Source organism: Actinoplanes ianthinogenes (assembly GCF_018324205.1).
In the GTDB taxonomy this organism is placed as follows: domain Bacteria; phylum Actinomycetota; class Actinomycetes; order Mycobacteriales; family Micromonosporaceae; genus Actinoplanes; species Actinoplanes ianthinogenes.
Window position 1 is genome coordinate 8,826,409 of the sequence record NZ_AP023356.1, and the last position, 26,352, is coordinate 8,852,760.

The 26,352-nt window shown below is 69.8% G+C and carries 21 protein-coding genes; 8 read left to right on the forward strand and 13 right to left on the reverse strand.

Annotated elements, in window-relative coordinates; all coding sequences use genetic code 11:
• Window positions 1-17 precede the first annotated feature (17 nt).
• The 4 genes from Aiant_RS39820 to Aiant_RS39835 are packed head-to-tail and all read right to left on the reverse strand — an operon-like array spanning window position 18 to window position 7,844.
• Window positions 18-4,529, reverse strand: a complete 4,512-nt coding sequence (locus Aiant_RS39820) for a NaeI family type II restriction endonuclease (protein ID WP_306415815.1) — start codon at window positions 4,527-4,529, stop codon at window positions 18-20.
• On the reverse strand, window positions 4,526-5,443 hold the full coding sequence (locus tag Aiant_RS39825; RefSeq protein WP_229829939.1) for an AAA family ATPase: 918 nt from the start codon (window positions 5,441-5,443) through the stop codon (window positions 4,526-4,528). The genes Aiant_RS39820 and Aiant_RS39825 overlap by 4 nt, the downstream gene beginning before the upstream one ends.
• Before the next feature lie 8 nt (window positions 5,444-5,451).
• A complete protein-coding gene (locus Aiant_RS39830; protein WP_189329828.1) occupies window positions 5,452-7,392 on the reverse strand; it encodes a trypsin-like peptidase domain-containing protein in 1,941 nt (646 codons plus the stop codon).
• A gap of 17 nt (window positions 7,393-7,409) precedes the next feature.
• Entirely contained in the window at window positions 7,410-7,844 is a 435-nt protein-coding gene (locus Aiant_RS39835) for a hypothetical protein (RefSeq protein WP_189329829.1), read from the reverse strand.
• Between the two features lie 310 nt (window positions 7,845-8,154).
• Here Aiant_RS39835 and Aiant_RS39840 point away from each other — a divergent pair, with 310 nt between their 5' ends.
• Window positions 8,155-8,616 carry a GNAT family N-acetyltransferase gene (locus Aiant_RS39840; protein ID WP_189329830.1) on the forward strand — a complete coding sequence of 154 codons (462 nt, stop codon included), beginning with the start codon at window positions 8,155-8,157 and terminating at the stop codon, window positions 8,614-8,616.
• Here the strand turns inward: Aiant_RS39840 and Aiant_RS39845 are convergent.
• The gene (locus Aiant_RS39845) at window positions 8,609-9,412 is read right to left on the reverse strand and encodes a transglutaminase-like domain-containing protein (RefSeq protein WP_189329831.1); all 804 of its coding nucleotides are present in this window, start codon (window positions 9,410-9,412) and stop codon (window positions 8,609-8,611) included. The genes Aiant_RS39840 and Aiant_RS39845 overlap by 8 nt on opposite strands.
• 145 nt (window positions 9,413-9,557) lie before the next feature.
• On the opposite strand from Aiant_RS39845, the gene Aiant_RS39850 reads away from it, so the two are divergent.
• Both Aiant_RS39850 and Aiant_RS39855 read left to right on the forward strand, forming a co-directional pair.
• A complete protein-coding gene (locus tag Aiant_RS39850; protein ID WP_189329832.1) occupies window positions 9,558-10,340 on the forward strand; it encodes an RNA polymerase sigma factor SigF in 783 nt (260 codons plus the stop codon).
• 173 nt (window positions 10,341-10,513) lie between these two features.
• Window positions 10,514-14,119: an nSTAND1 domain-containing NTPase gene (locus tag Aiant_RS39855; RefSeq protein WP_229830015.1), complete on the forward strand. Its 3,606-nt coding sequence runs from the start codon at window positions 10,514-10,516 to the stop codon at window positions 14,117-14,119.
• On the opposite strand, the gene Aiant_RS39860 is transcribed toward Aiant_RS39855, so the two are convergent.
• Window positions 14,120-14,755, reverse strand: a complete 636-nt coding sequence (locus Aiant_RS39860; protein WP_189329834.1) for a DUF6461 domain-containing protein — start codon at window positions 14,753-14,755, stop codon at window positions 14,120-14,122.
• 187 nt (window positions 14,756-14,942) lie between these two features.
• On the opposite strand from Aiant_RS39860, the gene Aiant_RS39865 reads away from it, so the two are divergent.
• Complete coding sequence (locus Aiant_RS39865) at window positions 14,943-15,773, forward strand: GNAT family N-acetyltransferase (protein WP_189329835.1); 831 nt, start codon at window positions 14,943-14,945, stop codon at window positions 15,771-15,773.
• Here Aiant_RS39865 and Aiant_RS39870 read toward each other — a convergent pair.
• The 3 genes from Aiant_RS39870 to Aiant_RS39880 are packed head-to-tail and all read right to left on the reverse strand — an operon-like array spanning window position 15,720 to window position 17,705.
• Window positions 15,720-16,286 (reverse strand): RICIN domain-containing protein, encoded by a 567-nt coding sequence (locus tag Aiant_RS39870; RefSeq protein ID WP_189329836.1) that lies wholly within the window; start codon window positions 16,284-16,286, stop codon window positions 15,720-15,722. The genes Aiant_RS39865 and Aiant_RS39870 overlap by 54 nt on opposite strands.
• 37 nt (window positions 16,287-16,323) lie before the next feature.
• Window positions 16,324-17,118 carry an MBL fold metallo-hydrolase gene (locus Aiant_RS39875; RefSeq protein ID WP_189329837.1) on the reverse strand — a complete coding sequence of 265 codons (795 nt, stop codon included), beginning with the start codon at window positions 17,116-17,118 and terminating at the stop codon, window positions 16,324-16,326.
• Entirely contained in the window at window positions 17,118-17,705 is a 588-nt protein-coding gene (locus tag Aiant_RS39880; RefSeq protein WP_189329838.1) for a dihydrofolate reductase family protein, read from the reverse strand. The genes Aiant_RS39875 and Aiant_RS39880 overlap by 1 nt, the downstream gene beginning before the upstream one ends.
• A 73-nt stretch (window positions 17,706-17,778) precedes the next feature.
• On the opposite strand from Aiant_RS39880, the gene Aiant_RS39885 reads away from it, so the two are divergent.
• Genes Aiant_RS39885 through Aiant_RS39890 form a run of 3 tightly spaced genes read left to right on the forward strand, consistent with a single transcriptional unit; the run spans window position 17,779 to window position 19,096 of the window.
• Window positions 17,779-18,255 carry a winged helix-turn-helix transcriptional regulator gene (locus tag Aiant_RS39885; protein ID WP_189329839.1) on the forward strand — a complete coding sequence of 159 codons (477 nt, stop codon included), beginning with the start codon at window positions 17,779-17,781 and terminating at the stop codon, window positions 18,253-18,255.
• Entirely contained in the window at window positions 18,252-18,848 is a 597-nt protein-coding gene (locus Aiant_RS46240; RefSeq protein WP_229829940.1) for an ATP-binding protein, read from the forward strand. The genes Aiant_RS39885 and Aiant_RS46240 overlap by 4 nt, the downstream gene beginning before the upstream one ends.
• Window positions 18,800-19,096, forward strand: a complete 297-nt coding sequence (locus Aiant_RS39890) for a nuclear transport factor 2 family protein (protein WP_229829941.1) — start codon at window positions 18,800-18,802, stop codon at window positions 19,094-19,096. The genes Aiant_RS46240 and Aiant_RS39890 overlap by 49 nt, the downstream gene beginning before the upstream one ends.
• Window positions 19,097-19,193: 97 nt before the next feature.
• Here the strand turns inward: Aiant_RS39890 and Aiant_RS39895 are convergent, their stop codons facing one another.
• Entirely contained in the window at window positions 19,194-19,586 is a 393-nt protein-coding gene (locus tag Aiant_RS39895; RefSeq protein WP_189329840.1) for a DUF3618 domain-containing protein, read from the reverse strand.
• Entirely contained in the window at window positions 19,583-19,984 is a 402-nt protein-coding gene (locus tag Aiant_RS39900) for a phage holin family protein (protein WP_229829942.1), read from the reverse strand. Before Aiant_RS39900 ends, Aiant_RS39895 begins: the two co-directional genes overlap by 4 nt.
• A gap of 167 nt (window positions 19,985-20,151) precedes the next feature.
• Here Aiant_RS39900 and Aiant_RS39905 point away from each other — a divergent pair, with 167 nt between their 5' ends.
• Window positions 20,152-21,732: a restriction endonuclease gene (locus Aiant_RS39905; protein ID WP_189329842.1), complete on the forward strand. Its 1,581-nt coding sequence runs from the start codon at window positions 20,152-20,154 to the stop codon at window positions 21,730-21,732.
• Between the two features lie 61 nt (window positions 21,733-21,793).
• On the opposite strand, the gene Aiant_RS39910 is transcribed toward Aiant_RS39905, so the two are convergent.
• Complete coding sequence (locus Aiant_RS39910; protein ID WP_189329843.1) at window positions 21,794-25,147, reverse strand: S8 family serine peptidase; 3,354 nt, start codon at window positions 25,145-25,147, stop codon at window positions 21,794-21,796.
• 73 nt (window positions 25,148-25,220) lie between these two features.
• Complete coding sequence (locus Aiant_RS39915) at window positions 25,221-26,303, reverse strand: glycoside hydrolase family 113 protein (RefSeq protein WP_189329844.1); 1,083 nt, start codon at window positions 26,301-26,303, stop codon at window positions 25,221-25,223.
• Between the last annotated feature and the right edge of the window lie 49 nt (window positions 26,304-26,352).

The window sequence follows — 26,352 nt, forward strand, 5'->3', positions numbered from 1 at the left end:
TGCCAATGTCATTGACATCAGCCTGCCTGGAAATTATGAGAGCTGATGTCCGGCGCCTCGGTTGCAGGTTCGCCTGGCCGGGCGAGTGTCCACCGTCGTCCATCAACAGCGAAGACGGGTCTGTATTCACCGTCCGAGCTATATGGCGTCACACGTACGCTCACATACTCGGAACGGCCCGGAATTGGAAGACCGATTTCTCTGGCGATCTGGCGATGTGCCATCAAGGAACCGCTGAGAATAATGATTCCCTCGGGGCGGAGCCGCGGCCGTGCGTCTCGCACGCGCTTCATGGAGTCCGCTTGCCTGCACACGGTTCTGATGGCCGTGGCATCGATCGGGCGTGCCTGCACTCGTCGGAAAAGTTCGGTAACCCGCGTCATGGCCGAGCGGGGGGCGAGGATGGCCGCCGCGTTCGCCTCATCGAGGCTCGCCAGAAGATTCGCTGGGATGGGCTCGTTACGGTACAACCATCGCAGAGCTTCGAGGCCGGCTGGTGACAAGCGGCTTTTCAGGTCTGGATTCTTCGTGGTGGCCATCAGCTCCTGAGATGTTCGGCCGACCGCCACGGACATGACGGCACGAACGTCGTCCACGCCGATAAGTAGATGCAGTGCATCAATGCCATCCCGCGGAATCAGCCAGCCAGTGCCGGTCGCGGTAAAACGAATATCAAATTCGATTCCGGCCAATCGGACGTCCCGATGGCTACCTTCCACGAGTTCGAAATCGGTAATCAATGCCGTCTCGACCGCAGAGCCAAGCGCTGCCTTCTCGTGCTTGCTGAGCTGCTCCCATTTGTAACGGCCCGTGTTCGCTCCGTCGTACTGCCGGTCCAATGTGCGTCGAAGTATCGTGGCCATGCGGGTCCCCGTAGGATCCAATTCCCTGAGAGCGCGCTCGAGGGCGTCCAGCTCGGCATCGTGTGGCTGCGTGGTGGGTGCGGGCGGGATTGAAATATCGGCTTGCGTGACCACCGCGGCTGGTTGAGGCGTTCGACCGGGATGCGGATCGGGATCCGATTCGATGATGTCCGCGAAGTCGAGCTCGGGCCGCTCGTGGACATTCAGCGTGTAGGTCCACCGCAGCGTCATCGGATGGTCCGGTTGATAGGCGACTCGTGAGTAATGCTCGTTCCAATCGAAGTCGAGAACAGTTGTCTCGACCACGTCTGTCTGGCCTTTCTGGACATAGCACTCGAAGCTCAGATACGCCTCGACCTCTACGTGCCCCACTTCGGTGCCGCCGTCATAGCGTTCATCCATGGACCACTCGACGGTCTCGAGCATGGGCTCCACTGTATCGATCGAGCCTCCTCCTTCGGCCCAGGCCAGTAACTCGCCGAACCTCGATGCGGACGGTTCAATCTCCGTGTAGACCAAGCCTCGGCAGGCTTCCTCCACCGCCTCGCGGAACTGCGCTGAGAGGGAGCGCTCGTCGCTGCCGTGATCCCCTTCTGAGGACGCCACCAGTGCGCGCAGAACGTTGAGCAACTGCATCGCATCGGTGGCCAGGTCGCCCTCCTGGCGGCCCGGGAAGTATCCGTTTTCCCGTGTCCACCAGCTGATGTAGCGGCCGAGCTGGCGGATCATGGCGTTGATCGGGAACGGGTTGTCGGGCTGTTGCTCTCGTGTGCGGCGAACCAGCTCGTGCAGGTGTTCCTCGGCCTCGTCGAGTGCTCGAGCGCCGGAAGTGAGCGGGGCCAATAGCAGTAGTTCGATCATTGACGTGGACGCCCAAGCATCGTTCTGATCCGCCGCGGCCTGCTGCGCGGCGTACCACCGATCGACCCGCCCGATACGACCGGTGAGTACCGCCTCCAGGGAGAGCGCCTGCACCCCGTGCCAGGAATGAGAGGGATTCACGGCGAGGCCGTGCAGGTACCGTTGATGCGCCAGGCTCAGCGCTTCGCGGGAAGCAATCATCCGCCGGTCGCGGTCGGTCCCGTCCAACTGGGCACAACGGAAGCCCAGCTCTGCCAGACTCTCCTGCGCGTTGCCCAGCAAGCCGAGATTGTCGAGCCGGGAAACCTGGCCCGGTGCCGCCGCGTCAGCTTCGACGTAGCGGCTCATCGCGGCGATGCGCAAACCGAGAATGTCCGCAACGGTGTCGTACGCCGCGGCATCGGGGAGGGCGGCGTCGATAAGTCGGTCGGCCCACAACTGGGCGGTGCTCAGCGAAGCCATCTGGGCCCGCATCGCCACCTCATAAAGCCGGTCCTGATAGTGCTCCGGAAGCCTTATATAGGATGCGAGACTTTCTCTCTGGGCCTGGTGGACCTGCTCCCCATGCAGCAACTCTCGGGTGCTGGACAACGTGGTACGGACATCGGCACCTTTCAATATGAGGCCATAGAAGTGCCGGGTGAAGCTGACCGACTCGTCGAAGGTGTCGCGGGTCTTCGAGACTACGACGACCGACGTACCCGCCTCATGCAGCGTTCGGGCGAGCTCGTCGCTGTCAGCCGCACCTATTGATTGAGTGCCGCTGCAAACGGCCAGAGTCACGACGGCTGGGCCCGGCACGACCGAGGTGATCGCTGCGCGCAGCATTTCCGACGTCACCCGTGCCGTTGTCCGATCGTCGTCGGCGTAGAGTGCGAGTCCCAGTGCAGGGGTCGTTTGATCGCCGACACGGCACCCATGGGCGAGGACGTGCACGTGGGTATAAGGCCGCCCGGCAGCCGCCGCGACCTGCGCCGTCTGTGCGATCCGTGAAACAGAGGCGCGTTCGACAGTGGTTAGCATGCCGCGATCGTCAAACTCCGGTTCGACAATTCCCTCGACCGGTACTGGCTCATTCCAAGGCCTCAACGCTTCGCGCAGCGCCGCACGATGGCCCTCGATCGGTACCGGCAGACCGGCGTCCTCCGGTGAGGCGGCGGCGAACAGGATGCGTGGTGTTGACCACCACACGGCCGGCGCAGCGAAGTTCACGTTCTCTGGATCCGGAGGGGCCTGGTTCCGCCCATCCTCCGCAGTAGGCAGGGGGACCGAAGGAGGCGGTTGGAGGTCGATGCCTAGACGCTGTGCCACAGCCCGGCCCATAGCCGCGAACGGTTCCATCTCGGCGTCGAGAGCTCTCGCTCCCGAAGGATCGGCGAGTAACGCCTGCACCGCTGGACCGGTTCCCGCATGGCGTTCGAGGTGTTCGGTGAGCACCTCGAACGTGTCCCACTCCTGAGTCGTCGTGGTGCCGCGACGCAGCAGGTCACGCACACCGTCACGAAGGCGCAGCCGAGGATCGTCCGAATCGGGACCGACGCGCTCGAGGAGACCGCTCACCAGTACCTCGGCGAGATGAGAAGGCCCGCTGCCAGGCACGAGCCGCGTCTGAAGCACCCGGATCAGCCTGATCGACAGGGAAGGCGCACCGGCCAGGATTCGAGCAATCGTCTGGGCCTCGATACTGGACCGGGCTTGAAACGCTCGCACTCGCTCGGGCGGCGTCAACGTACGGGAGGAAGGCTCGTCGGCGGGCCGGTCCCGCGGAGCAGCCCATACCGCGTCGATCCATTCGGCGCCGGCGGCGACGGCCCTGGCCCACTTCGTCAGCGACGCGTCGGTCAATGCGACGATCGGAACCGGCACCGGGGACAGATCATCTGGGATGTCTTCCCACCAAGCGTGTCGTACCTCGGCTTCGATGTTCGGGGCGGCCGGACGCACGGTTCGCATGGCGGCGCCGGGGACGCCCAGGGCGGTGTAGCCCCAATAACCCTCCGGCAAGAGCTGGACGATGGCCGTCGGCATGCCGATTGCCCAGCTGCGAACGACATTCCAGGTGGGTAAGCCATACCAATGGTCGGCCGAGCCGTCGGTGACGAGCAGGATCACCCGGCGACCACCAGCCTGGTACAGCCCGTCAGGATGATGGCGATGACCGGCCGCGTCGGTCACGGTCAGCGTGGGTTCCTCGTCGGTCGTGCTCGACAGCGACCAGTGAGTGATCGAACGGAAGGCCCCCATTCTCCACAGCGAGCTCTCGAATTCCCGTATGGCGTCTGCCCAAACCGCGGCGACACCGTTTGACTCAACCACGATGGCCAGGTCAAGACCGCGTTCCCACTTCGGTGAGGTCACGACGACCAGGCGTCCGGCCTCAGCGGTGGCGTCGATGGTCGCTTCGACGTCGACCACCGGTGGTCCAGGCCGTCGCACACGCCGGAACGCGGTGAACGCTCGGCCCGCCCGTGAGAATGTGCTGTTACCCGCTGCCGTTCGCAATCCGAGAGTCTGTGCCGGTGTCGAGTTTGGCCGGGCGACGTCTCCGGCGCCTCCGTGAGAGTGAAGTAGACGCGGAGTGGTTGAGTCTTCGCCCGAAGCTCGAGACGACTCCTGCGGGAGGCGCGCTGCGGGCTCCACCTCACTCGTCGCGATTCCCGTGACATCGTCCTCGCTACCAGGCGCGGTGGCTCCGTCGACCGACCCTGCGGATGCGGTCGCCACCAGCCGCAACAGGTCGGCGATCTCGTCGGCGGACCACGACGACAGTGCGCCGGCGAGCGCCTCGGCGGCGCGCTCGATCACTTGCCGCTCAGCTCGGCGAGCAGGACTTCCTTGAGGCGCTTTCGGACCGATGCGTCGTTCGCCTCTCCGGACACGAGAAACACGAAGTTGAGCAACTGGTCGAGGGCAAGGTTCTCGCCGGCTACCAACCGCTCCGTGAACTCCTCGATCTGGGCGCGTTCTGTCTCTGCCGCATCATGCAGATACCCGGCCACTACGTCTTTGACGAAGGCGACGTTCGGTGTGGGCATCTCGAAGCGGACACACCGGCGCAGAAACGGCGCCGGAAAGCTCCGTTCATTGTTGCTGGTCAACACGATGATGGGCCAGTGCGTGCGCCTGACGGTGCCGTTGCGGACCTCGTAGGTGGCGCGGTCGGCGCCGCGGACAGCGTGCAGGTCGGACTCGTCCCGCACGAGAGCCGGGATGTCGAACTCGCCCTGCTCCAGGACGTTGAGCAGGTCACCGGGCAGGTCCAGATCGCTCTTGTCGATCTCGTCGATCAGCACTGCGCGGGGCCGGTTGGGGTCGGCGAGTGCGGTACCGAGGGGGCCGAGGGTGATGAACTTGTCGACCCGAGTGTCGCCGTCGGTGTTGCCGGCCTGAGTTGCGTGCAACCGGCCCAGCGCGTCGTACTGATAGAGCGCATCGCCAAGCGTGCTGCGCGACGTCACATGCCAGTTGAGTGGATCGCCAAGCGCGAGCTCGGCCGCGATGAGATTGACGAGCGTGGACTTCCCTGATCCGGGTGCACCACTGAGCAGGAGTGGCCGGCGCAGATGGAGGGCGGCGTTGACCGCGTCGAGAAGACCGGCAGGAAGGATGAAGTGCTCGATCGCCGTTTTACGGCTACGCCACGGCGGCGGCTGCGGCAGACCCCGCCAAGCCTCCGCCTCGGCGACCCTGCCGCTACCGGTGAAAAGGTGCCAACCCACGCCGTCTCCTAACAGCTTTCCGCCGCCATCGGGGGCGGCAATGCGAACCCGCCGCGTCCGCGCGGGTCGTCCCAGATCACGATCGGTGGATCATCCAGCGTCGGCAGCTCGTCAGGAAGCTGGTATCGGCGAGCTGCTGACGGCAGCCGTTCGGCAGCCAGCCGGACGGCCAACGAATCCTCGTCTCTGCCCGACCCAGGGAGCCACACGACGAAGCCGTGCCCCGCCCGGAGAAGCCATCGCAACGGCCGCACGGAGCTCGCCGCAGGCAACCCGGCGATGATCCATGCCCCCGTACCGTCGGCTTTCGCCCAAGCGGAAAGGCGAGTCTCGTCCTCCAACAGGTCGACTGGCAGTGGATCCGGGAGGTGATCCCAGTTGGCGTTACGGATCCGATCGACGACCCGGCCGTGCAGAGGGCCCGGTCGCCTCCTGCTCGACCAGCGGAACCTGGGCTGACACTCCTCAGCAATCGCCTCAAGCTCACCGTCTACCTCGCGGACCGGCCAATACTCGATCCGCTCGGTTAGCAGCGCACACGGAACGGCTAGGTCGACGATCAGCGGATATGTTGGCGGAATCTCCTTGAAGACCTGGCGCAGAGCCCGCAGGAGGCCTTCGCGGGTGGCGCCAGCCTCGACGGAGCGACTCATGACTTCGTTGCCAGTCACCATCGTCCACCGTATCTGGGCCGGATACGGCGGGGCGGCGGGCCCGGGTTCATCGCCTAGATCAACGACGAGCCAGCCGCCGTCGGTGTGCGCGGCTTGGTACCGGTGAGCGTCACCGGCCTGGTGTCCACACGCGGCAAGCCAGTCAAGGAGCTCCCGGTTTTCCGCGGTGCTGACTCCCTGATCGGTGGCGATGGCCACGAGGAAGCGGGCCAGAGCCGAAAGAGGGCTGTGCCCACCGTTACGTTGTTCGTACAGGGTCGCGTCGGCCGCCTCAACCAGGAGAGCATCGGCGGTGCCGCCGCTTGGCCAAGCCCCGACCTCCCGACGATAGATGCCCTGTAAGCGTCCGATTTCCACCTCGCGGCCGCCGAGGGCGACGAAGACCGCCTTGGCACGGGCGGCGGCCTTGGCGATGCGAAGCCCATCCACCACTCGGGGATCGGCCGAAGGTGATGAGATCACATGTTCCAGCGACTTCTCGATCGCCGAGGGCGTCCAGCGAGTCGGTATCGCGCCCGAGGCGCCAAGCTTCGGTTGAAGACTCTTCATCGCCTCGGTGGTGAGTTCTTCCTCGCTGGTCGCCGGGTCAACCTGCGGGGGAGGAGTGGCCCTAAGCGCCTCGGCGACACTGGGCAGGAGCTTATTCAAATCGGCGATGCGTCCGCACAGCACCACACCACCAAGTGCCGTGTGAGTGCCGCGCTTGTCCTGTCGTTCGGCATAGGCCGACACGAACCCGACCACCGTTTCGTTCCCGTTGGCGTCTGCTCGCAGCAACGGGCCGCCTGACATGCCCGAAGGACTCTCGGGAGAGACGGCAGCGAAGCTGGTGACCAGTGCGCGAATCAATCGCCGAGCAGTCGACTGGAATTCTGGCGTCTCCACGACGCCGGTCGACACGACGCACGATGGGGCGGGATTTCTTTCGGGATGGCCGGCGACCCTCACCCGGTCGTGGGCCGCCACCGTAACGCCGAGGGGCAGAGCGACTGCGTCGAGCCGGTCTCTCAGAACCTCGCCTCCCCGCTGGGCATCAACGGTGAGTACGGCGGCATCCAACTCGACGCAGTGCTCGCGATAGGAGACGGGAACGTCAACCGGGCTCCCCCCGGGCGAGTCGGGTTGCATACGAAGCCACAACTGGGCTTCCTGACCACCGACTTCCCGGACGCAATGCCATGCGGTGAGAACGTTGCCAGCCCCGATCGCGAACGCGCTTCGCAGACTCCTTACGGTGCCCGAGGAGCGCTCCGCTTCGGTCAGCAGACGTCCCACAGCCGGCTCGACAGAGCTCACTGCCTGTTGGCCGCCTGCCGCTGGCTCAGTTTCAAGGTCACCTCGACTGTGGCCTCACTGGACGCCGTCAACAGCGCTTCGATTGCTTTACCGGCACCCAGGGTCGCCTTTACTCCGAACTTGAGCTCGAGATCGCCGATGGTGAAATTCTTGCTATCGGCCGGATACCGCTCTTCGATACCGGCGACGACGCCATCGACGACCAGCGCCACCTCGCGGCCGACCGCCTCGGCGGCCGTTCGCAGAACGTCATTCCCGAGCTGTACGACCCGGGTCGAGACATCGATCGAGTGTCGCCCCTTGTAGCCGAAGGCCGGCACGTGTCCCTCGTCGAAGTCTGTCTCGATGTCGACCTCGTGCTCGGGAGACCCGCTCTCCGCAAGAAACACCCCGATCCGGATCTCGGGTGCACCTTCCACGTTCTGAGACACCGCTAGCCTTTCGCCACCTGCTGCAAGGGGCATAACCTTACCGGCAATGCCCCCCGGTGGCCGTCCTTCATGCGGTTAGAACGGTCATGACTTCCGGGGACCGAGGGGAGGCGCCTTTCACGCCGCAAGAAAGGCCACGGCACCTATGCGGGCATGACGGTCGACCAATTGTTCCTCTCGTTCTTAGTCCGCCCGGCCGTCGATGACTGCGGCACCGGCGCGACCGGTAGCGCGGCGCCGCCAGCGCTGACCGCGGTGCCGGCGTAAGTGAGACCCAGGTCTCCGCGATGTCCCGTGAGATCATGGTTCGGTGAATGTGCAGCCTGCGGTGCCGGGTGATGTGGACGAACTGATGCGGCTCGCGGCGAGTGTCGAGCAGTGGTTCGGGCCGATGGTGGGGGATCCCGAGTTTCTCGACGTGGTGCGGCGCAACATCGCGCGGGGGAGCGCGTTCGTCGTCCGCGGCGAGGGGAAGCGACTGCTCGGCGCGATCATGACGGGCGGCCGGTCACCCGTGCACCGGATCAATTGGCTGGTCGTGGCCGCGGATGCCCGGCGCGGTGGCGTCGGGCAGGCGCTGATGGCGCACGTGCTGGACCGCTGGGAGCGGCCGTGCACCGTGGAGGTGGTGACCTTCGGCGCGGATCATCCGGGAGCCGGGCCCAGCGGCTCGCGGGCGTTCTACGAGCGGCTGGGCTTCGTCGCGGGCGAGACCGTGGCGGACGGCCCCGAGGGCGGCAGCCGCCAGCGGTTCCGGCTCACCCTTAGTTGATCAGGGCGGACGGGACCGTCAGGTCCTCGGAGTTGTAGAGGGCGCTGACGGCGTCCGGGTCGTCGGCGGCGCAGACCGTGGCGATGGTGTCCATCAGCCGGTCGTATTCCGGGCCCGTCTTGCCCTGGTAGGACGCTTCCATGCGGCCCCACTCGTCCCAGGGCAGCATCTCGACCTTGTTCAGCGCGGCCAGGTCGCGGACGGCGTTGCCGCGGATCTCGGCCGGCCCCCAGTTCTCGGTGCCGTAGACCCCGAACGTCGCGGCGTCGATGCGGCCCTCGCGGAAGGCGGTCCAGGACTCGCCACCGGTGAGGAACTCGCCGACGGCCAGGTCCGCGGGGTTGGCGACCAGGGCGCCGCCGAGGATCTCCGTGTCGATGCGGACCCAGCGGCCGTCCTGCCGGTACTCGGTGATCCAGTGGTCGAGGCCCTGGCCGCGCTGGAAGTAGGTGGCGAAGCCGCACCGGGCCCGGGCCTCGATGCCGCGGTGGCGCAGCAGGGCGCAGCTGAGCACCGCGAAGTGCCGGCAGGTGCCGATGACCCGCAGCGTGGGGACGCGGGCGACGGTCAGCGGGGCCGGGTCGAGGGCGAACAGCGCGGCGACGATGCGGTCGGCGGGCCGCAGCTGGTTCTCGGCGAAACGGTCCTCACCGAGGCCGTGCTCGCGCGCGTCATGGGGCTGGATTACCAGGTGACGAGCGAGCGAGCAGATCTCGACCGGGTCGTGCGGCAGGTCGTCGAGTGCCTGGCCGATGGTGGTGAGTGGACCCGCGGCGGCGTAGTCGATCCCGGTCATCCGGCGATCGTAGGCGTCCGGAGTGGACCTGATCGACCCCGGCGGCGGGGCGGGTGCTCAGGGCGTACGAAAAAAAGAGGTTTGATGATTCTTCTCAGTGGAGATCAGGGGGAACACGTTTGCCGAATGGTGAGGAGCACCCCCGATGACCGTCCTGGTTGAGACCGACGCCGCGACGAGTGCGGACCAGGCCAGCGAACTGATCGCCGCGTTGGCGGCACTGCCGGCCGGACATCCGTCGCGGGCCGGGCTGCGGGATCGGGTGATCGAGGCGTGGCTGCCGCTGGCGCGGCACCTGTCCAACCGGTACGCCAACCGGGGCGAGCCGCGCGACGACCTGTACCAGGTCGCGGTGATGGGGCTGATCAAGGCGGTCGACCGGTTCGAGGCGGACCGGGGCGTCGACTTCGCCGGGTTCGCCATCCCCACCGTGATCGGTGAGCTGAAGCGGCACTTCCGGGACAAGACCTGGTCGGTGCGGGTACCCCGGCGGCTCCAGGAGCTGCGGCTGGCGATCACCACGGCGAACAACGCGCTGACCCACGACCTGGGCCGCTCGCCGACGGTGGCGGACATCGCCGAGTACCTGAACGTCACCGAGGACGAGGTGATCGAGGGTCTGGAGGGCGCCCGGGCCTACAACTCGACCAGCCTGTCCACGCCGATGAGCGACAGCGGCACCGAGCTGGGCGACACGCTCGGCGGGATGGACGCCGGGTTCGAGGAGGCCGAGCTGCGGGTCGCGCTCGGCCCGGCGATGGCCAGCCTGGACGAGCGCGAGCAGAAGATCATCAGCCTGCGGTTTTACGGCAACCTAACCCAGTCGCAGATCGCCGAGCAGGTCGGCGTCTCGCAGATGCACGTGTCGCGGCTGCTCACGCGGGCGCTGGCGAAGCTGCGTGATCAGCTCGCCGGTGCGGACATCTGATCAGGACATCGGCCGCCGCCCATCCGCGCTCCCCCGAGACGTGCGGTGGGCGACGGCCATCTCCCTGTCTAGTCGCTCGCGAGTTGTCTTGCTCCTGCTCACGACGCTGAACAAACAACATTGGACAACCCGGCGACAATGGGCGATGGATGCCACGGTTGCCGGGGGTGACGATGCCAAGGCCGGAGCGGCCGTTACAGGGCCACGGCGGCCCGGTCGAGGAGCTGGCGGCCGGGTTGCGGGCGCTCCGCGAGAAGGCCGGCACGCCGGGATACCGGCAGATGGCCGCCCGGGTGAATTACTCAGTGGCGACGCTGTCCGCGGCGGCGTCCGGCCGGCGGCTGCCGTCGCTGGAGGTGACCCTCGCCTACGTCGCCGCGTGTGACGGCGATCCGCAGGACTGGGAGCAGCGCTGGCGCGCCGCCGCCCGGGAGAACGCCGAGTCCGCCGCCACCGACGGGCCCGCCCGGTCGCCGTACCCGGGGCTCGCCGCGTTCCAGCCCGAGGACGCGCCACTGTTCTTCGGCCGGGCCGCGCTGGTCGACGAGCTGGCCGGCCGCCTGCGCCGGCGGCGTTTCCTGGCGGTGTTCGGCCCGTCGGGCGTCGGCAAGTCGTCGGTGGTCCGCGCCGGCCTGGTCCCGGCCATGGGCCTGCCGGTGGTGGTGCTGACGCCGGGCGCGCACCCGATGACGGAGCTGGCCGTGCACCTGAGCCGGCACGCCGGGATCTCGGCCGGCGCTCTGCTGGACGAGCTGCGCGCGGACCCGCGCCGGGCACGGCTGACGGTCCGGCAGGGCTCCGGTGAGCTGCTGGTGGTCGTGGACCAGTTCGAGGAGACGTTCGCGACCTGCGCCGACCCGGCCGAGCGGGCGGACTTCATCACCGCGCTGCTGGCGATGTGCCACCCGGACGGCCCGGCCCGGGTGGTGCTGGCCGTGCGCGCCGACCACTATGCCCGGTTCACCGAGTACCCGGAGCTGCTGGCCGCGCTGACCGACGCGCAGGTGCTGGTCGGCGCGATGAGCCCGGCCGAGCTGCGCGAGGCGGTGACCAAACCGGCCGAGCAGCGCGGCGCCCGGGTCGAGGGTGCGCTGGTGGCCACCGTGGTGGCCGAGGTGGCCGACGCGCCCGGCGCCCTGCCGCTGGCCGCGCACGCGCTGCGGGAGACCTGGAACCGGCGGCACGGCGCGCTGCTCACGCTGGCGGGCTACCAGGCGGCCGGTGGGGTGGCCGGGGCGGTGGCGCACACCGCGGAGCGGGCGTACGAGCAGCTCAGCGATCGGGACCGCATCGTCGCGCAGCGGGTGCTGCTGCGGATGGTCGACGTCGGCCCGGACGGGTTGATCACCCGCCGGCCGCTGGGCAGCGCGGAGCTGGGCAGCATCGAGCGGGCGTCGCGGGTGGTGGAGGCGTTCGCGGCGGCGCGGCTGGTGAGCACCGACCGGGACACCGTGGAGATCGCGCACGAGGCGCTGATCCGGGCCTGGCCGCGGCTGCACGGCTGGGTCGAGGAGAGCCGGGCCGGTCTGCGCCTGCACCGGCAGCTCACCGAGGCGGCGGCCGCCTGGGAGTCGCTGGACCGCGACGAGGGCGCGCTGTATCGGGGGCTGCGGCTGTCCGCGACGGTCGAGGCGGTGGACGCCGGGGCCATCGACCTGGCCCCGGCCGAGGGGGAGTTCCTGGCGGCCAGCCGGGCGCTGCGCGACCGGGAGGCACGCCAGGGGCAGCGCCGGACCCGCGGACTGGTCGCCGGACTGGTCGCGGTGCTGACCGTGGTGTCCACGCTGGGGGTCGCGGCGGCGGTGTCCGCCGGACGGGCCGCCGCCGAGCGGGACCGGGCCGTGGCCCGGGAGCTGGCCGCGGCCGCGCGCGCCGAACGGCTGACCGACCCGGAGCTGGCGTTGCTGCTCGCGCAGCGGGCGTACCGGCTGCACCCGGACGCCGAGACGGAGTCGGTGGTGCGCCAGGCCACGGCCGACACGTTCTCGACGGTGACGATGGACGCGCATCACGCCCCGGTGACGTCGCTCTCGGTCAGCGGCTCCCAGGTGGCCAGCGCGGACAGCGAGGGCGTGGTGAAGCTGTGGGATCTGCGGAGCCGGACACCCCCGGTCACCGTGCCGGTCCCCGGGCTCTTCGTCGACTTCGGCCCGGACGGACGACTGGCGATCGGCGGCGTCAGCGAGCTCGTGCTGTGGCGCCCGGGGGACAAACGACCGCTGAGACCGGATCTGTCCGGCAGTGTGTCCCGCCTGGTCTACAGCTCGGACGGCCGCTGGGTCGCGGCCGACGGCAGCCACTCCCAGGTGCACGTCTGGGACACCCGGGCCGGGTCGCACCGGACACTGAGCTACCCGGGAGAGATCGCCTCGCTGGCGGTCAGCGACGCCGGCAAACTGGCCGTCGCCTCGGACGAGGGCACCGTGCGGATCTGGGACCTCGGCTCGGCGGCGTCGCCGGTGGTGATCCACCAGCCGGGGGAGACCTATCCGGGCTCGGTGGCGTTCAGTCCCGACGGCCGGCGGATCGCGGTCGCCGGGCTCGAGAAGGTGCTGGTCTGGTCCGCCGACGGGCGTACCGGACCGGCCGTCTACCGGGGTCCGGAGCCGTGGTACAGCTCGGTGGCGTTCAGTCCGGACGGACGGCGCATCGCCGCGGGCACGACCGAGCGGACCGTGCGGATCTGGGACGTCTCGGACAGCACCCCCGGCTTGGAGATGCACGGCACGGTCCTGCGGGGACACCGGGGCGCGGTGCAGGCGGTGGCGTTCAGCCCGGACGGGCGGCGGCTGATCTCCGGCAGCGACGACGCCACCGTGCGGGTGTGGGACATCACCGCCCGCGCCGACCCGGCCACGGTCACCCTCGGCTCGGCGGCGGGCACCCCGGCGGTGCTCAGCGAGGACGGCGGTCATGCGGCGGCGGCCACCGCGCCGGGCACGATATCGGTCGTCTCCACCCGGACCGGGCGTGCCGTGTCCACACTGCACGACGCCGGGACGGACCTGCGGATCCTGGCCGTCGGCGCGGACGGGCAGACGGTGGTGACCGGCCATGGCGAGCAGATCCGCTGGTGGCGTACGAAACCTGTGGTTTTCGCATGTCCGCGGCGGTCGGTCCTGACCACCAACAGCGCCGTCCTCAGCGGCGACGGGAACGTGCTGACGGTCAACTGCGGCGACGGCACGATCCTGGTCGAGCAGGCCGCCGGCGAGATCCACGGCTACGGCCCGGTGGTCGTCAACCGGGCGGGCACCCTGGTCGCGCTGACCCAGGACACGACCGACCTGGTGCTGTGGGACCTGGCCGCCGGCCGTGTCGTGCGCACGCTGAAAAGTCCGAGCCGGCCCCTGGACCACGTCCGGTTCAGCCCGGACGGGCGGCTGCTGGCGGCCGTCGGTGAGGACGGGGCGGTCCGGGTGTGGACGCTGGACTCCGGCGCCGACCCGGTCGTTCTCACCGGCACCGCCGGGCAGCTCACCGCGATCACCTTCAGCCCGGACAGCAGACTGATCGCGGGCATCGGGACCGACGCCGTGGTGCGGTTGTGGAACACCGACGGCAGCGGCGAGGCACTGACCCTCGACCATCCCACCGGCGCGCGGCAGATCGCCTTCAGCCCGGACGGGCGGCTGATCACCCTGTACGGCGCCGAGGTGCGTACCACGCCGTGCGAGGTCTGCGGCCCGATCGGCGAGGTGCTGGCCCTGGCCGGGCAGCGCACCAGCCGGGACTTCACCCCGGAGGAACGCGCGAAATACCTGCGCGACCCCGGGTAGTCAGGTGGGCGCGGTGCGCACCTGGTCGGGCGTGTAGACCGCGCCGTCGAGGGGGTCGGGCACCACCGCGGCGAGATAGGTCGAGGAGTTGAGCAGCTCGGACGTGAACGGCACCCGGGTGAGGCGTTCCGCGAGGGCGAAGCCGGCCTCGGTCTCGGAGAATTCTGCCGTCGGGCTCGGCTCGGGCGCGGTGGGCTGCTCGACCTGAAAACCGAGCGCCTTCATCTCGGGCACCAGCATGTCCGGTCGCTCGCCGGAGCGCGAGTATGCCGTGTACGGGTCGAAATCCACGAGCCGTTCGCCGTTCTCGGCCAGCAGGAACATGCCGTCCAACTCGACGTTCCGGAAGTTCGCGATCAGGCGGGTGTCCCGGCACAGCTCGGTGGTCGCCTCGTAGGTGCCGTACATCGTGTAGGTCTCGATCATCAACGCCCAGTCGCCGGCCCGGGTGACCAGCACGATCACCCCGTCGTCGGGGTCCTCGGGAGCATCGGTCCAGGTGAACCGGCCGACCGGCCGCCCGCCGATGCGCCGCACCACCTGCTCGGGCGTGAGCCCGGCCAGCCAGCTGAACGTGAAGCACACCGCCAGGCCCGGCTCCTCCTGCTCGAACCAGTCGAAGTCTGCCGCTGTCACCTCGGCGGACGGCGGTCGCGGCGAAGCAGGCCGCGATGTCACCGCGGGAGACGCGACGGGACCTGTGCCGGAGCGGGTGCATCCGCCCAGCGCGACCCCCACCAGCCCGCCCAGGACCATCCGCCTGTCCACCGATCGAGTCAACCACAACCGGCGACCACGCCAGGTGCGTTGGCATGATGTGGCCATGGTCGATACCGCCGGCCTCCTGGCCGCCTACGACGCGCAGATGCGCATGCCGCCCGGCGCGATCCCGGCCGGAGTCACCCACGAGCACGACGGCCCCCTCCTGCGGATCGTCGGCGGTCACGTCGGGCGCATCCGGGCACCCCGCGACGTCGGTGTCACCGGTGCCGAGCTGGACCGCCTGATCGCCCGCCAGCGCGACTACTTCCGGGCCCGCGGCCAGGGCGTCGAGTGGAAGGTCCGGGCACACGACCTCCCCACGGACCTCCCGGAGCGCCTGGTCGCCGCCGGTTTCGTGCCGCAGCCGCCGGCGACCGTGCTGATCGGCTCCGCCGCCGAGGTGGCCGCCGCCGAACCGGTCCTGCCCGGCGGTGTCACGCTGCGGCGGGTGACCGAGGCCGCGGACCTGCGCCGCATCGGCGACCAGCAGGCGGAGGTGTGGGGCATCGACAGCTCCTGGGTGGGCAACGATCTGATCAGCCGGATGTCGGCCGACCCCGGCCAGATCACCGTCCTGGTCGCCGCGGCCAGCGATCGGATCGTGTGCAGTGCCTGGATGGTGTACCACCCGGGCACCGAGTTCGCCGCCCTGCTCGGCGGCACCACGCTGCCGGACTGGCGGGGGCGTGGCATCTATCGCGCGATGCTCGCGGCCCGGGCCCGGGAAGCCGTCGCCCGCGGCTTTCCGCTGCTGCACGTCGACGGCTCCCCGGACAGCGCGCCGATTCTGCGCCGATGCGGCTTCCAGGAGATCACCACATCCCGGCACTACCAGTGGTCAGTAGATGTTCCAGCGCTGGTTCCAGGCCCAGCCGCAGTCCCAGACCTGTAGTTTCGCGCCGTCGGCGAAGCTGGCCCCGGTGACGTCGAGGCATCGGCCGTCGGACATGTTCTCCAGGCGTACCCAGTTCAGGTCCGGGTCACCGGTGTTCTCCGGCTTGGCGTGTGCCCGCCACTGCTGGTTCTTGCTGCTGTCGTTGCAGGTGTACTGCTGCACCACGTCGCCGTTGTCCAGCGAGCCGTCGAGGCGGCGGTCCAGGCACTTGTTGCTCAGCGCGTTGCGCAGGCGATAGACGCCCATGCCGGAATCCTTGTACCGGTACTCGACGTACCAGCGCTGGTTGCGCACCTCGTCGCGGTTCCGGTAGATCCACAGCTGCGCCTGGGTCAGGTCTTCCTTCGACCAGCCGGTCATGTCGAGGACCCGCGTCGGGCTGATGCTGGTCGGTTTCAGCACGCTGATGTAGATCGGGCCGGCGGCCTGCGCCGCCGCCGGGGCGACGAACAGGGTGAGCAGGGTCAGGGCGACGGTGGCGATCGCGGTGGGCAGTCTGCCGATGCGCATAGCTCTCCTCCATAGATCCGTTTCGATCACGGTGAGGCTATGGGGTACGCCGGCCACCGGCTGTCGCCGATCGGACGGCCGCCAGTTGACGCCGGTGAACCTCGGCGACCCAGCCGGTGGCGGTCCGCGGGTCATCGGGCTCGCGGGCGTCGCGCAGGGCGTACAGATAGGCGCGGTCCCGATCGATCCGGGCGCGCACCTGGCCGGCGTCGCCGATGGACCCGTGGCCGGGGACGAGAACGTCGACCGCCAGTCCCTGGATCAGATCCAGCGCGGCCAGATAGTCCCCGATCGGGTCGGCGGCCGCGACGTCGAGCATCGGGATCAGCAGATCGGAGAGCATGTCACCGGCGACCAGGACCCCGCGGTCCTCGACGACCAGCGCCGCATGACCCGCCGCATGGGCCCGGTGCTCGATGATCCGGACCTGCGGCCCGTCCCAGGGCACCCGGGTCGTCCCGGCGGGGAGTCCGGTCACACCGCCGAGCAGGTCCAGCGGCACCCCGTCGGGAACGCCCGCTGCCTTGGCGACGTGCTCCACCCCGCCCGAGAGCCGCTCCCGGACGGTGGCCGCGCACCGCGCGGTGGCGTAGCGCGGCACGGCGCCGAGCGCCGGATGCCACAACAGGTGATCCCAGTGCGGATGGGTCGAGAAGCCGGCCACGACGGCGTCGCCGGCATCGGACAGGTCCGCCCCGAGGCAGGCCAGCTCGGTGCCGTAGACCCCGGCGTCGATGAGCAGCACGCCACCGCCGCCCCGCACGACGACCGCGTTGCTCTGGCAGAACTCGCTCTCGTGGACCAGTACGCCGTCCGCCACCTGCCGCAGCATCAGCTGTCCGCCTTGGCTGCCCCGACGGCGTAGCGGTGCAGCGTGACACCCGTGCCGAACGACCGCTGCTCCAGCAGTTCGGTGTCGATCGGCTGGTCGTAGTCGTCGAACAGCGGCCTGCCGAAGCCGAGGATCACCGGGTGCGTCCAGATCATCAGCTCGTCGAGCAGGTTCGCCCGGAGCAGGTGCGTGGCGAGCGTCGCGCCGCCCACGCTGAGGACGCCGTCGGTCCCGGCCCGCAGGGCGGCGAGCCGCTCGATCGCGTCGTCGCCGATCACCCGGGTGTGGTGCTCCGCGCTGTCCCGGGTGCGGGAGACCAGCACCTTGGGCTTGGCGGTCCAGATCTCGCCGTACTCCCGCATGTAGTCGGGCAGCGACGCGTCCTCGCGTGCCCGCGGCCAGAACTCCTCCATGATCTCGTAGAACACCCGGCCGTGGACCATCACCGCGACCTCCCGTGCCCGCGCGTTGAACTCGCGGTGCAGCTCCTCGTCGATGCGCAGCCACTCGCCCGCGCCGTTGTCCCCGGGAACCTGCTCGATCCGCAAGTCGAGGGACACGTTCATCACATAAACGAAGCGGCCCATCGTCATCCATCCCGTAGTGGTTGCATTTTGCAATCACTATTATGGGGAGCGGCATACCTGTCAAGGAGGCGTCGTGGAGCCACGGTCCGAGTGCCCGATCAACGCCGCCGTCGAGCTGCTCGGCGACCGGTGGTCGCTGCTCGTGCTGCGGGACGTCATCTTCGGCGACCGTCGATACTTCCGGGCGCTGCTCACCGGATCGATCGAGGGCATCGCGTCGAACATCCTGGCCGACCGTCTCAAACGGCTGGTCGACGCCGGCCTCCTCACCCGCGGCGCCGCCGCCCGCGGCCAGCGCGCCCGCTTCAGCCTCACCGAGGCCGGCATCCAGACCCTGCCGGTCATCTACGCCCTGGGCAACTGGGGTCTCGACTGGACCTCCGGCAGCCCCGACCTGCGCGTCCGCCAGCAGGTCATGCGCGACGCCGGGCCCGCGTTCATCGAGGAGCTGATGGACGAGCTGCGCGTCCGCCACCTCGACGCCCCACCGAAACCACGCGACGGCCCGGGCGCGTTCGCACGTCTCAACGCTGCCATGGTGGCTCCGTGACCATGGCAGACACCGCCGGCCTCATTCTTCTGGCCGGCCCGCCCGCCTCGGGCAAGTCGTCGTCCGCCCGCGCCTGGGTCGAGCAGGGCCGGCTCGACGCGATCCGCTCCGAGATGTTCGGCACCCGTGTCCAGGCACGCCTCGCGGTCATCCTGCCCGTCCTGGTCGACGCCACCAAAGTCACGCCCGCGCCCGATGACCGCCCTCCGTTCCGGGCCGCCGACGAGAGGCTGCCGCGCCGCAATGCGGCACGCTCCGGGCCCGCCCGACGATCTTTTACGTACGCGGTGACAGCGGTCCAGCACGCGACCCGCGAGACCCCGCTCGCCGAGGGCGTCACCGCCGTCCCCGGCGAATCCAGCGGCCACACTCCAGCCCACGCCGCCGCCCTGATTCGGCTCACCCCGAGATCTTGCGGCGATGTGGTGGACAGCGCGCTCAGGGCCAAGGCCGCCGCGGTTCCGGCCGATTTTTTCGTCGATGGCGGCCGGTGTGGTCTGGCGCATGGAGGAGACGGGCGAGACCAGGCGGATCGCGACGGGGTATGCGGAGAGCCTGGAGCAGCCTCGGGGACCGGCTCGGGTCGCTGCTGAGCGAGGACGTGGTCTACGAGATGCCGCAGACCCAGGAGCGGATCCGTGGGCGCGCCGCGTTCATGCGGTTCAACGCGGACTATCCGGGGGATGGGCACCTGCGGATGCGCCAGGTGGTCGCCGACGGGCGGTTCGCCGCGCTGTGGCTCGACGTGAGCCAGAGCGGCCTCGTCGAGCGGATCACCGATTACTGGCCGGAGAGTAATGACCCTCCGGCGGGACGGGAGCATCTCGTCGAGCGGTGGTGACGATCAGTCGCATGCCGATGAGGCAGGTGGGCGAGGCCTTACCCGCGGTCACCGGCATGGCGACGGCGTTGCGGCTGCCGGGGGAGCCCCGGGTGGGTTATGCCCGGCGTCCGCGAATGATCAGGATGATCCCGATGACGGCGAGGGCGCCGGCCACCGCGAGGCCGGTCGGCGGCAGGGCGCGACGGACCTGCGGGCTGGTGGCGGTCTCGACGATCTGCTGCCGGGCCGGCTCGGTCTTCTCGGCCACCGTGTTCGCGGCACCGGCGATCCGGTCGCCCGCGGTGTTCGCGGCACCGGCGATCCGGTCGCCGGCCGTGCTCGCGGCCTGCGCGACGCGGTCCTTGGCGGTCGCGACCTCCTCCCGGACGCGGGCCTTCACGTCCGTCTTGGCGGCCAGGGCTTCCACCGTCTCGCCGAGCTCCGCGCGGGTCTGCTCGATCTCGGCACGCAGTTGGTCAGGGTCGGGAGACTTCTTCGGGTCGCTCATGCCTGCCGTCCTCGCTGGGCTGCGGTCTTGATGGTCTGCACGTCGGCTTCCACGCCGGCGATCGCGTCGGTGGGGATCGGTGGGGTCGCGGTCGCGAGTTTCTGCTTGCCGAGCAGCGCGGCGACGCCGGCCGCGGCGAACACGACGACCATGACGATGAGCAGGGCCACCCACAGGGGCATCGCCAGGTTGAGCAGCACCACGGTCAGGGCCAGCAGCAGGCCGAGTCCGTAAAGGCTCAGGACCGCGGCGCCGCCGTACAGGCCGCCGCCGACGCCGGCACGTTTGCCCTTTTCGGTGAGTTCCTGTTTGGCCAGTGTCAGTTCGTCGCGGACCAGCGTGGAGATCTGGGCGGCGGCCTGATTGACCAGGTCCGCTGTCGATGGATTGGTCGTCACGGGGGTGCACCTCCTTACCTTGTCCCTTCGGTGGTGCCCGCCGCCCGCTCCGGTGAAACCGACGGTGCCCGAACGGTCACGGGGGGATCGGACGAAGATCCACAAGGGGTGGTGTGCGGTACCGTCTGCCGACCCGCGCGTGGGGGCGTACATCAGGAGGGCGGCCGATGGCCGGAAAGCAGAACCCGGGAGTCCTCGGCCTGTTCGTGGAGGCACAGCGCCGCCGCCAGCGGGAGCAACAGGCGCAGCAGCGTGCCTGGCACGCGGCCTTCCAGGAGCAGCAGAAGGCGCACCGCGCCGCGCATCGGGCCGCGATCCGGGCGAACAAGGAGGCCTGGGCGGCCTATCAGGCGGCCCAGGAAGCCGAAGCGGCCCGCCGGACCACCGAGCTCGAGGAGCTGATCGGCGCGCTCGGCCGGATCCTGGCCGACGGCGCTGCCCTCCCGCCGCTGCACCCGGCGCACCTGCGGACCACCGCGCCCGCGGTCCCGTTCCAGCCCGGACCGCTCGCCCAGCCGATCTCGATGCCGGACCCGGCGCGCTATCAGGTCCCGTCGCTGCCCGCGCTCCAGGCGCTGCACCCGGCCGCTCGGCGCGAGCACGCCGAGCAGGTCGCCCGAGCCCGCAGCCGGTACGACCACGACTGCCTGGCGGCCCAGGCCGCGGAAGCCGACCGTCGCCGTCGCCTGGACGAGGCCGGTCGGCAGCACCAGGCGTGGCTGCACGCCCAGCAGCAGCTGGCCGCCGAGCACAACGCCCGGGTCGACCTGCTCCCGCAGCGGCTGCACGCCGGCGAGCCCGCGGCGATCGAGGAGTACTTCGCCGCGATCCTCTACCTCGCCGCGGGTTGGCCGGCCGCGTTCCCGCGCAACCCGGTGACGGCCTGGGACGACAGCGCCAAACAGCTGATCATCGACTGGCAGCTACCCGCCTTGGAGGTCGTCCCGGAGACCACCCGGATCCGGTACGTGAAGACCACCGACGAGCACAGGCCGATCACGATGCCCGCCGGCCAGCGTGCCGCGCTGTACCGGGACGTGCTGTGCCAGAGTGCCCTGCGCGTGGTCACCGACCTGTTCCGCGCCGACCACTTCGGAAATCTGGCGTCGATCGCGTTCAACGGGTACGTCCTGGCGCCCGACCCGGCGACCGGCCAGGACACCGAACGGTTCCTGGTGAGCGTCATGATCGACCGGGCCGGCCTCGCCGGACTGAACATCGCCGTGGTCGACGCCGCGGCGTGCCTGCGGCAGCTGCGCGCCCAGATCTCCGCCCGGCCCGAGCGGCTGGCGACGGTGCGCCCCGCACGGCGCGCGAGCGGTGCGCCCGAGGCCGCTCCGGCGCTCGGCGACGACCAGGATCTGTACGAGATGGATCCGGCACGCTTCGAGGATCTGGTGGCGGACCTGTTCCGCAGCCGGGGACTGGAGGTGACCGGCACCGGCCGCGCCGGCGACGGCGGGGTCGACATCGAGGCGCGCGATCCGGATCCGATCACCGGGGGCCTGATCGTCATCCAGGTCAAACGCCACCGGGCCACCATCGACCCCGGCGTCGTCCGCGATCTGTACGGCACCGTCCAGCACCGTGGCGCGACCAAGGGCATCCTCGTCACCACTTCCGGCTTCGGCCCCGGGTCGCACGAGTTCGCCCGGGACAAGCCGCTGACCCTGATCAGCGGCGCCGAACTGGTCGACCTGCTCGGGCGCACCGGCCTCTCGTACCGTTGCGGAGAAATCCCCACTTAGCGGGCCGCCTGCCGGACGAAAGGTGGCCGGTCCCCGGCCAGATGCGGGGACCGGCCACCGGTCACCGGTGGTTGGTGACGGTTATCGGGGTGGTGACCACGGTGGTGCCGGGCACCAGCGGACTGGTCATCCCGGTGGTGGTCGGCAGCGTCCCGGCGACGAGCCCCCGCTGCGTGAAGGTGTATGACACCGAACCCGCCGCCACCGGGTCGGTGCTGGTCACCACCAGGTCACCGGTGGGCATCGCGCCGGCCGGGAGCTGGCCGCCGTACGTGCCGGTGGCCTCCTCCACGCCGATCCGGAACGGCTGCCCGAACGGCGGCTGGAGGGTGCCCGGGTCGTACGTGTAGGAGATGTCCTGCACCCCGTTGTGGCCGAGCCAGACCTGGAACCGGCGGACGCTGCTGGTGCCGAACACGTTGACCCGCCATTCGACGACGGTCCAGTGGCTCACCCCGTCGGTGACCTCGGCGGCGTACAGACCCTGGGCGCCCGAGCCGTCGAGGTCGGTCCAGAACGGCGCGAGGACGTTGTTCGGCGTCGCCGGGTTCGGCATGTCGACGATGTCGCAGCAGTTGTTGTCCGCGGGCGCGCCGGAGCCGCCCGGGATCAGGTATCCGTTGCTGTCGACCGAGACCGAATGGTACGTGACCCCGTTGAACAGGAACGGCGTCACGTCGAGGTGCCTCTGCTCCTCGTCGCCGATGCCGGTCGGGGCGACGCCGAGCGCGTCCAGCGGGATGTAGCCGCCGGGGCTGACGCCGGAGCCGATGCTCGGCTTGCCGGGCTTCGCGCCAGGGAGCGCGGCGCCCTTCTTCTGCACCAGGAGCGGGTTGCTCACGGTGGCCCCGGTGGCCGAGACGACCGGGGCGTTGACGCCCGGCACGCTGGTCAGGTCGGCCGTGGTGTCGGTGAACGTGGTGTTCGTGGCGGTCACCGTGCAGGTGCTGGTCGCCTGCAGGTTGATCGTCGTGGGCGTGCAGGACTGGGCCAGCGTGACCGCGCCCTGCTTCGGGACGAACGCGACCGGCAGGTGCAGCGCCGGCTGGCCGCCGCCCACCGGCACGAGCCGCACCTGGCCGAAGTACTGCGCGGTGGGCGCGTTCGACACGATCGAGATCTTCAGCGGGACGGTCGCGCCGGCCTTCACCGTGAACACGGGCGGCACCACGGCGATCGCGCTGCCGGTCGGCGCCGTCGTCTCCACCCGGTACGTCTGGGTCTTGCCGGACACGTTCTTCGCCGTCCGGGTCACGGTCAGCGCGCCGGGCATCACCGGCGCGTTCACCGACGGCACGTTGAGCTGGGCCGCGTTGACCGGGTTGCTGCCGAGGGCGGCCATGCGGTCGGCGGTCTCGTCGAAGGTCAGGCCCGGGTCGGCGGCGACGTTCACCTGGACCCGCCCGGCGCCGTCGTCGAACGGATCGGCCGGCGTGCTGCCGTCCTCCTTGACCACGGCGGTGGCCGCGGTGGTCATCAGCGCCGACTTGATCTGCCCCGGGGTCCAGTCCGGGTGCAGCGCCATCTGGAGGATCGCCGAGCCGGCGACCTGCGGCGCCGACATCGAGGTGCCGCTGATGGCCTGGTAGTACTGCCCCTGCGGGCCGGCCGGGAGCTCCTCCGGGGTCGGCGTGTCGCCGGCCAGGATGTGCACGCCGGGCGCGGTGACGTCGGGCTTGAGGAATTGACCGCCCGGGCCGCGCGAGGAGAACGAGGCCATCACGTCACCCTTGCCCTGCGCCGGGGCACCGGGCGTGAACTGCGCGGTGATGCCCGGGTGGGCGTCGGCGAAGGTGCGCAGCGCGGTGCCGTCGGCCAGGTGCACCGTCGGCAGGAAATGGTTGTCGGTGCCGGCGAAGGCCGGCGCCGGGTTGTACAGGACCATGCCGGCGGCACCGCCCTGCATGACGTTGAACCCCTTCTGCACACGGCCGATCGCGGAGCCGTTGACCACACCACCGGACTGGCAGACGACGATCTTGCCGACGAAGATGCCGGGTGGCGCCGGGTGTGCACAGAGGATGTCGTTGTACGGCACCGTCGAGGCCGCCACCATCGGCGCCGGTCCGGCGCCCGCCGTGATCGACGAGCCGGTGAAGGTCGCGGACGCCCCGTCGGTGGAGGTGACGGTCAGCGTGGACCGGAACGTGCGGGTCTCGGACGAGGCCGCCACCGTGGTCACCCACGGGCTGACATGCTCGGTCGTGCCCGCGTCCGGGCCGCTGTTGCCCGCCGAGGCCGACACGAAGACACCTGCGGCGTACGCGTCGAGCATCGCCAGCTCCGACGCGTCGGTGTACGGGTTGCCGCCGCCGCCGATCGAGAAGTTGATGACCTTGACGCCGTCGAGGATGGCCTGCTCGATGGCCGCGGCCGTGTCGCTGGAGTAGCAGCCGGCCAGCCCGCAGGCCCGGTAGACCGACAGCCAGGCGCCCGGCGCGATCCCGTTGACCGGGCCCGCCTCGGTGCCGAAGACCTTGGCCGAGGCGACCGGGTCACCGACGGCCGAGGAGGCGGTGTGCGTGCCGTGGCCCTCGGCGTCGCGCGCGTTGGTGTACCGGTCCGGCGGGTTCTCCGCCAGATACGTCGTCAGGAACGCCTTGCCGCCGATGAGCTTGTTGTTGCAGGTGAACGTGTCGGTGGCCGGGGTGATCGGGTTGTCGCCGAAGTCGCAGGCGCGCGGTGTGCCGTCGGGCTTCGCCGGAGGCGCGCCCAGGTTGCCGTTGTCGGCGAACGACGGATGCTCCGGCCAGACGCCGGTGTCGACGGAGCCGAAGATGATGCCCTTGCCGGCGTCGGCGGCGCCGCCGAGCTGCGAGTACAGCCCGCTCGCGCCGATGAACTCGGACGTCGGGTCGGCGAGCGGCTGGTTCACCGCGTCCTTCTGGACGGCGACCACGCCGGGCACGGTGAGCAGCTTGCCGACCTCGTTCGCCGGCACGGTCAGCGCCACCCCGCCGTAGACCGTGCGCAGCTTCTGGCCGACCTTCGCGTCCGGTACGCGCTTGCCGATGGCGCCGAGGATCTCGCTCTCGACCCCGGCGACGTGCTGCTCGTACTTGCGCTCCGGCTGGCCGTGCGCCAGCGGGCGCCCGGTCACCGACGGACTGGTCGGCGCGTAACCCTTGACGTCGCCGCCGTAGGTGGCGATCGAGTCGTAGTCGAGCTTGACCAGCACCGGGATCGTCGCGGTGTCCTTGCGGCCGAGCAGCGACGGGTCCGTCCTGGCCAGCTTGCCGGTCGAGGTCTTCGCGGACGTGGTCGAGCCGGTCGGGGTCAACGTCTTCTCGAGCCGCAGCGTGCCGGACGGTCTCGGAGTCGGGTCCGCGTGGGCGGGGCTCGCCAGGGTGATCCCCGCCAGAGGTGTCAGCAGCGCGGCAACCGCCGCGGTGGACAACCGCCATCGTCGATTCATGAGGTTCCCTCCTCGTGTGCTGTTTCGTCGACTGGACGGCGGGACCTCCTCGGTGATACAGAATCGCCGATATCTAACAGTCGCGATCGCCGTAGGCGCGCGCGAGAGTGTGAAACGCCTGCTTGGGCACCCAGTGCCAGTCGGATGCCGGGTCGCCGGGCCGTTCCCTGACCGGCTTGACGATCGCGTAACTGGCCATGTCGAGGTCGTAGCGCGGCTCGCGGCGGTGCTCGGCCTCCGGGGTGACGAAGGTGAACGCCAGCGCCGAGTACAGGTTCAGCGACTCGAACGCGGCGAGCACGCTCGCCAGGTAACGGGCCTGGGTCTGCTCGCTGCGCACCAGGTCGCCCCGGATCTCGGGCGGCTCCTTGGTGTAGTCGACCGCGTTCCACCCCATGCCGCCCCGCTCCGGCGCACCCCGGAACGTGCAGGTGCCGAACTCCATGATGGCCAGCGGCTTGCCGGGCCGGACGTGGCGCCGAATGTCCCGCACGTAGCCGGCGTGGTCCTCGAAACATCCGTAGTAGTCGAGCCCCACGATGTCGAACAGGTCCCAGTCGACGTCCTCGTCCTCGGCGGCCGCGTACGTCAGCCTGCCGTGGAAGACCGACCGGCCCACGGCGGCGGCCCGTGCGGTGAAACGGCGCAGGCGGCGGACCATCGTCTCCGGATCGAAGGTGCCCTTGACCAGGTTCTCGATCCGCTCCAGGACGGTGTCGCCGGGAACGATCTCCGGAACGTACAGGACGAACTCGCAACCGACGCTCAGATGCACGCCCGCGCCCTGCCGGCGTAGCCGCTCGGCGAACCGGCCGGTCTCGGCGAGGTGGTCGAGGATCTCCGGCTCCGGCCGGTCACCGAGTGTCGGCTCCAGCCAGACGTGCAGCCCGCGCTCCGCCGCCTCGGCCGCGGTGGCGGTGAGCCGCTCCACGCCGGCGCCGGTGACCTTGACCGAGTTGGCGTGCAGGTCATGCCGGATGACGCGCAGGTCGTGGCGCATGCGGCGCGCGCTCCAGCCGTCGCCGACCTCGTAGACGACGCCCCGCAGGCTCAGTCCCCGCCGTGTCGTACTCGCCGCGGCTCCCGTCGACGGCAACAGCATCGCACCGCTCGCCGCCGCGGCCAGCCCCAGAAATTCCGCTCGTGTGAAACCCATGCGACCAGGCTGGAGCAGGTGCTCCCACCCCGGCGACGGTCGATGGTCT

Excerpts from the sequence above, each read along its gene's own strand:
- Aiant_RS39845 (WP_189329831.1), bottom strand. The coding sequence starts at position 9,412 with ATGACCGGGATCGACTACGCCGCCGCGGGTCCACTCACCACCATCGGC.
- Aiant_RS39850 (WP_189329832.1), top strand. The coding sequence starts at position 9,558 with ATGACCGTCCTGGTTGAGACCGACGCCGCGACGAGTGCGGACCAGGCC.
- Aiant_RS39855 (WP_229830015.1), top strand. The coding sequence starts at position 10,514 with ATGCCAAGGCCGGAGCGGCCGTTACAGGGCCACGGCGGCCCGGTCGAG.
- Aiant_RS39865 (WP_189329835.1), top strand. The coding sequence starts at position 14,943 with ATGGTCGATACCGCCGGCCTCCTGGCCGCCTACGACGCGCAGATGCGC.
- Aiant_RS39870 (WP_189329836.1), bottom strand. The coding sequence starts at position 16,286 with ATGCGCATCGGCAGACTGCCCACCGCGATCGCCACCGTCGCCCTGACC.
- Aiant_RS39875 (WP_189329837.1), bottom strand. The coding sequence starts at position 17,118 with ATGCTGCGGCAGGTGGCGGACGGCGTACTGGTCCACGAGAGCGAGTTC.
- Aiant_RS39880 (WP_189329838.1), bottom strand. The coding sequence starts at position 17,705 with ATGGGCCGCTTCGTTTATGTGATGAACGTGTCCCTCGACTTGCGGATC.
- Aiant_RS39890 (WP_229829941.1), top strand. The coding sequence starts at position 18,800 with ATGCGGAGAGCCTGGAGCAGCCTCGGGGACCGGCTCGGGTCGCTGCTG.
- Aiant_RS39895 (WP_189329840.1), bottom strand. The coding sequence starts at position 19,586 with ATGAGCGACCCGAAGAAGTCTCCCGACCCTGACCAACTGCGTGCCGAG.
- Aiant_RS39905 (WP_189329842.1), top strand. The coding sequence starts at position 20,152 with ATGGCCGGAAAGCAGAACCCGGGAGTCCTCGGCCTGTTCGTGGAGGCA.
- Aiant_RS39910 (WP_189329843.1), bottom strand. The coding sequence starts at position 25,147 with ATGAATCGACGATGGCGGTTGTCCACCGCGGCGGTTGCCGCGCTGCTG.
- Aiant_RS39915 (WP_189329844.1), bottom strand. The coding sequence starts at position 26,303 with ATGGGTTTCACACGAGCGGAATTTCTGGGGCTGGCCGCGGCGGCGAGC.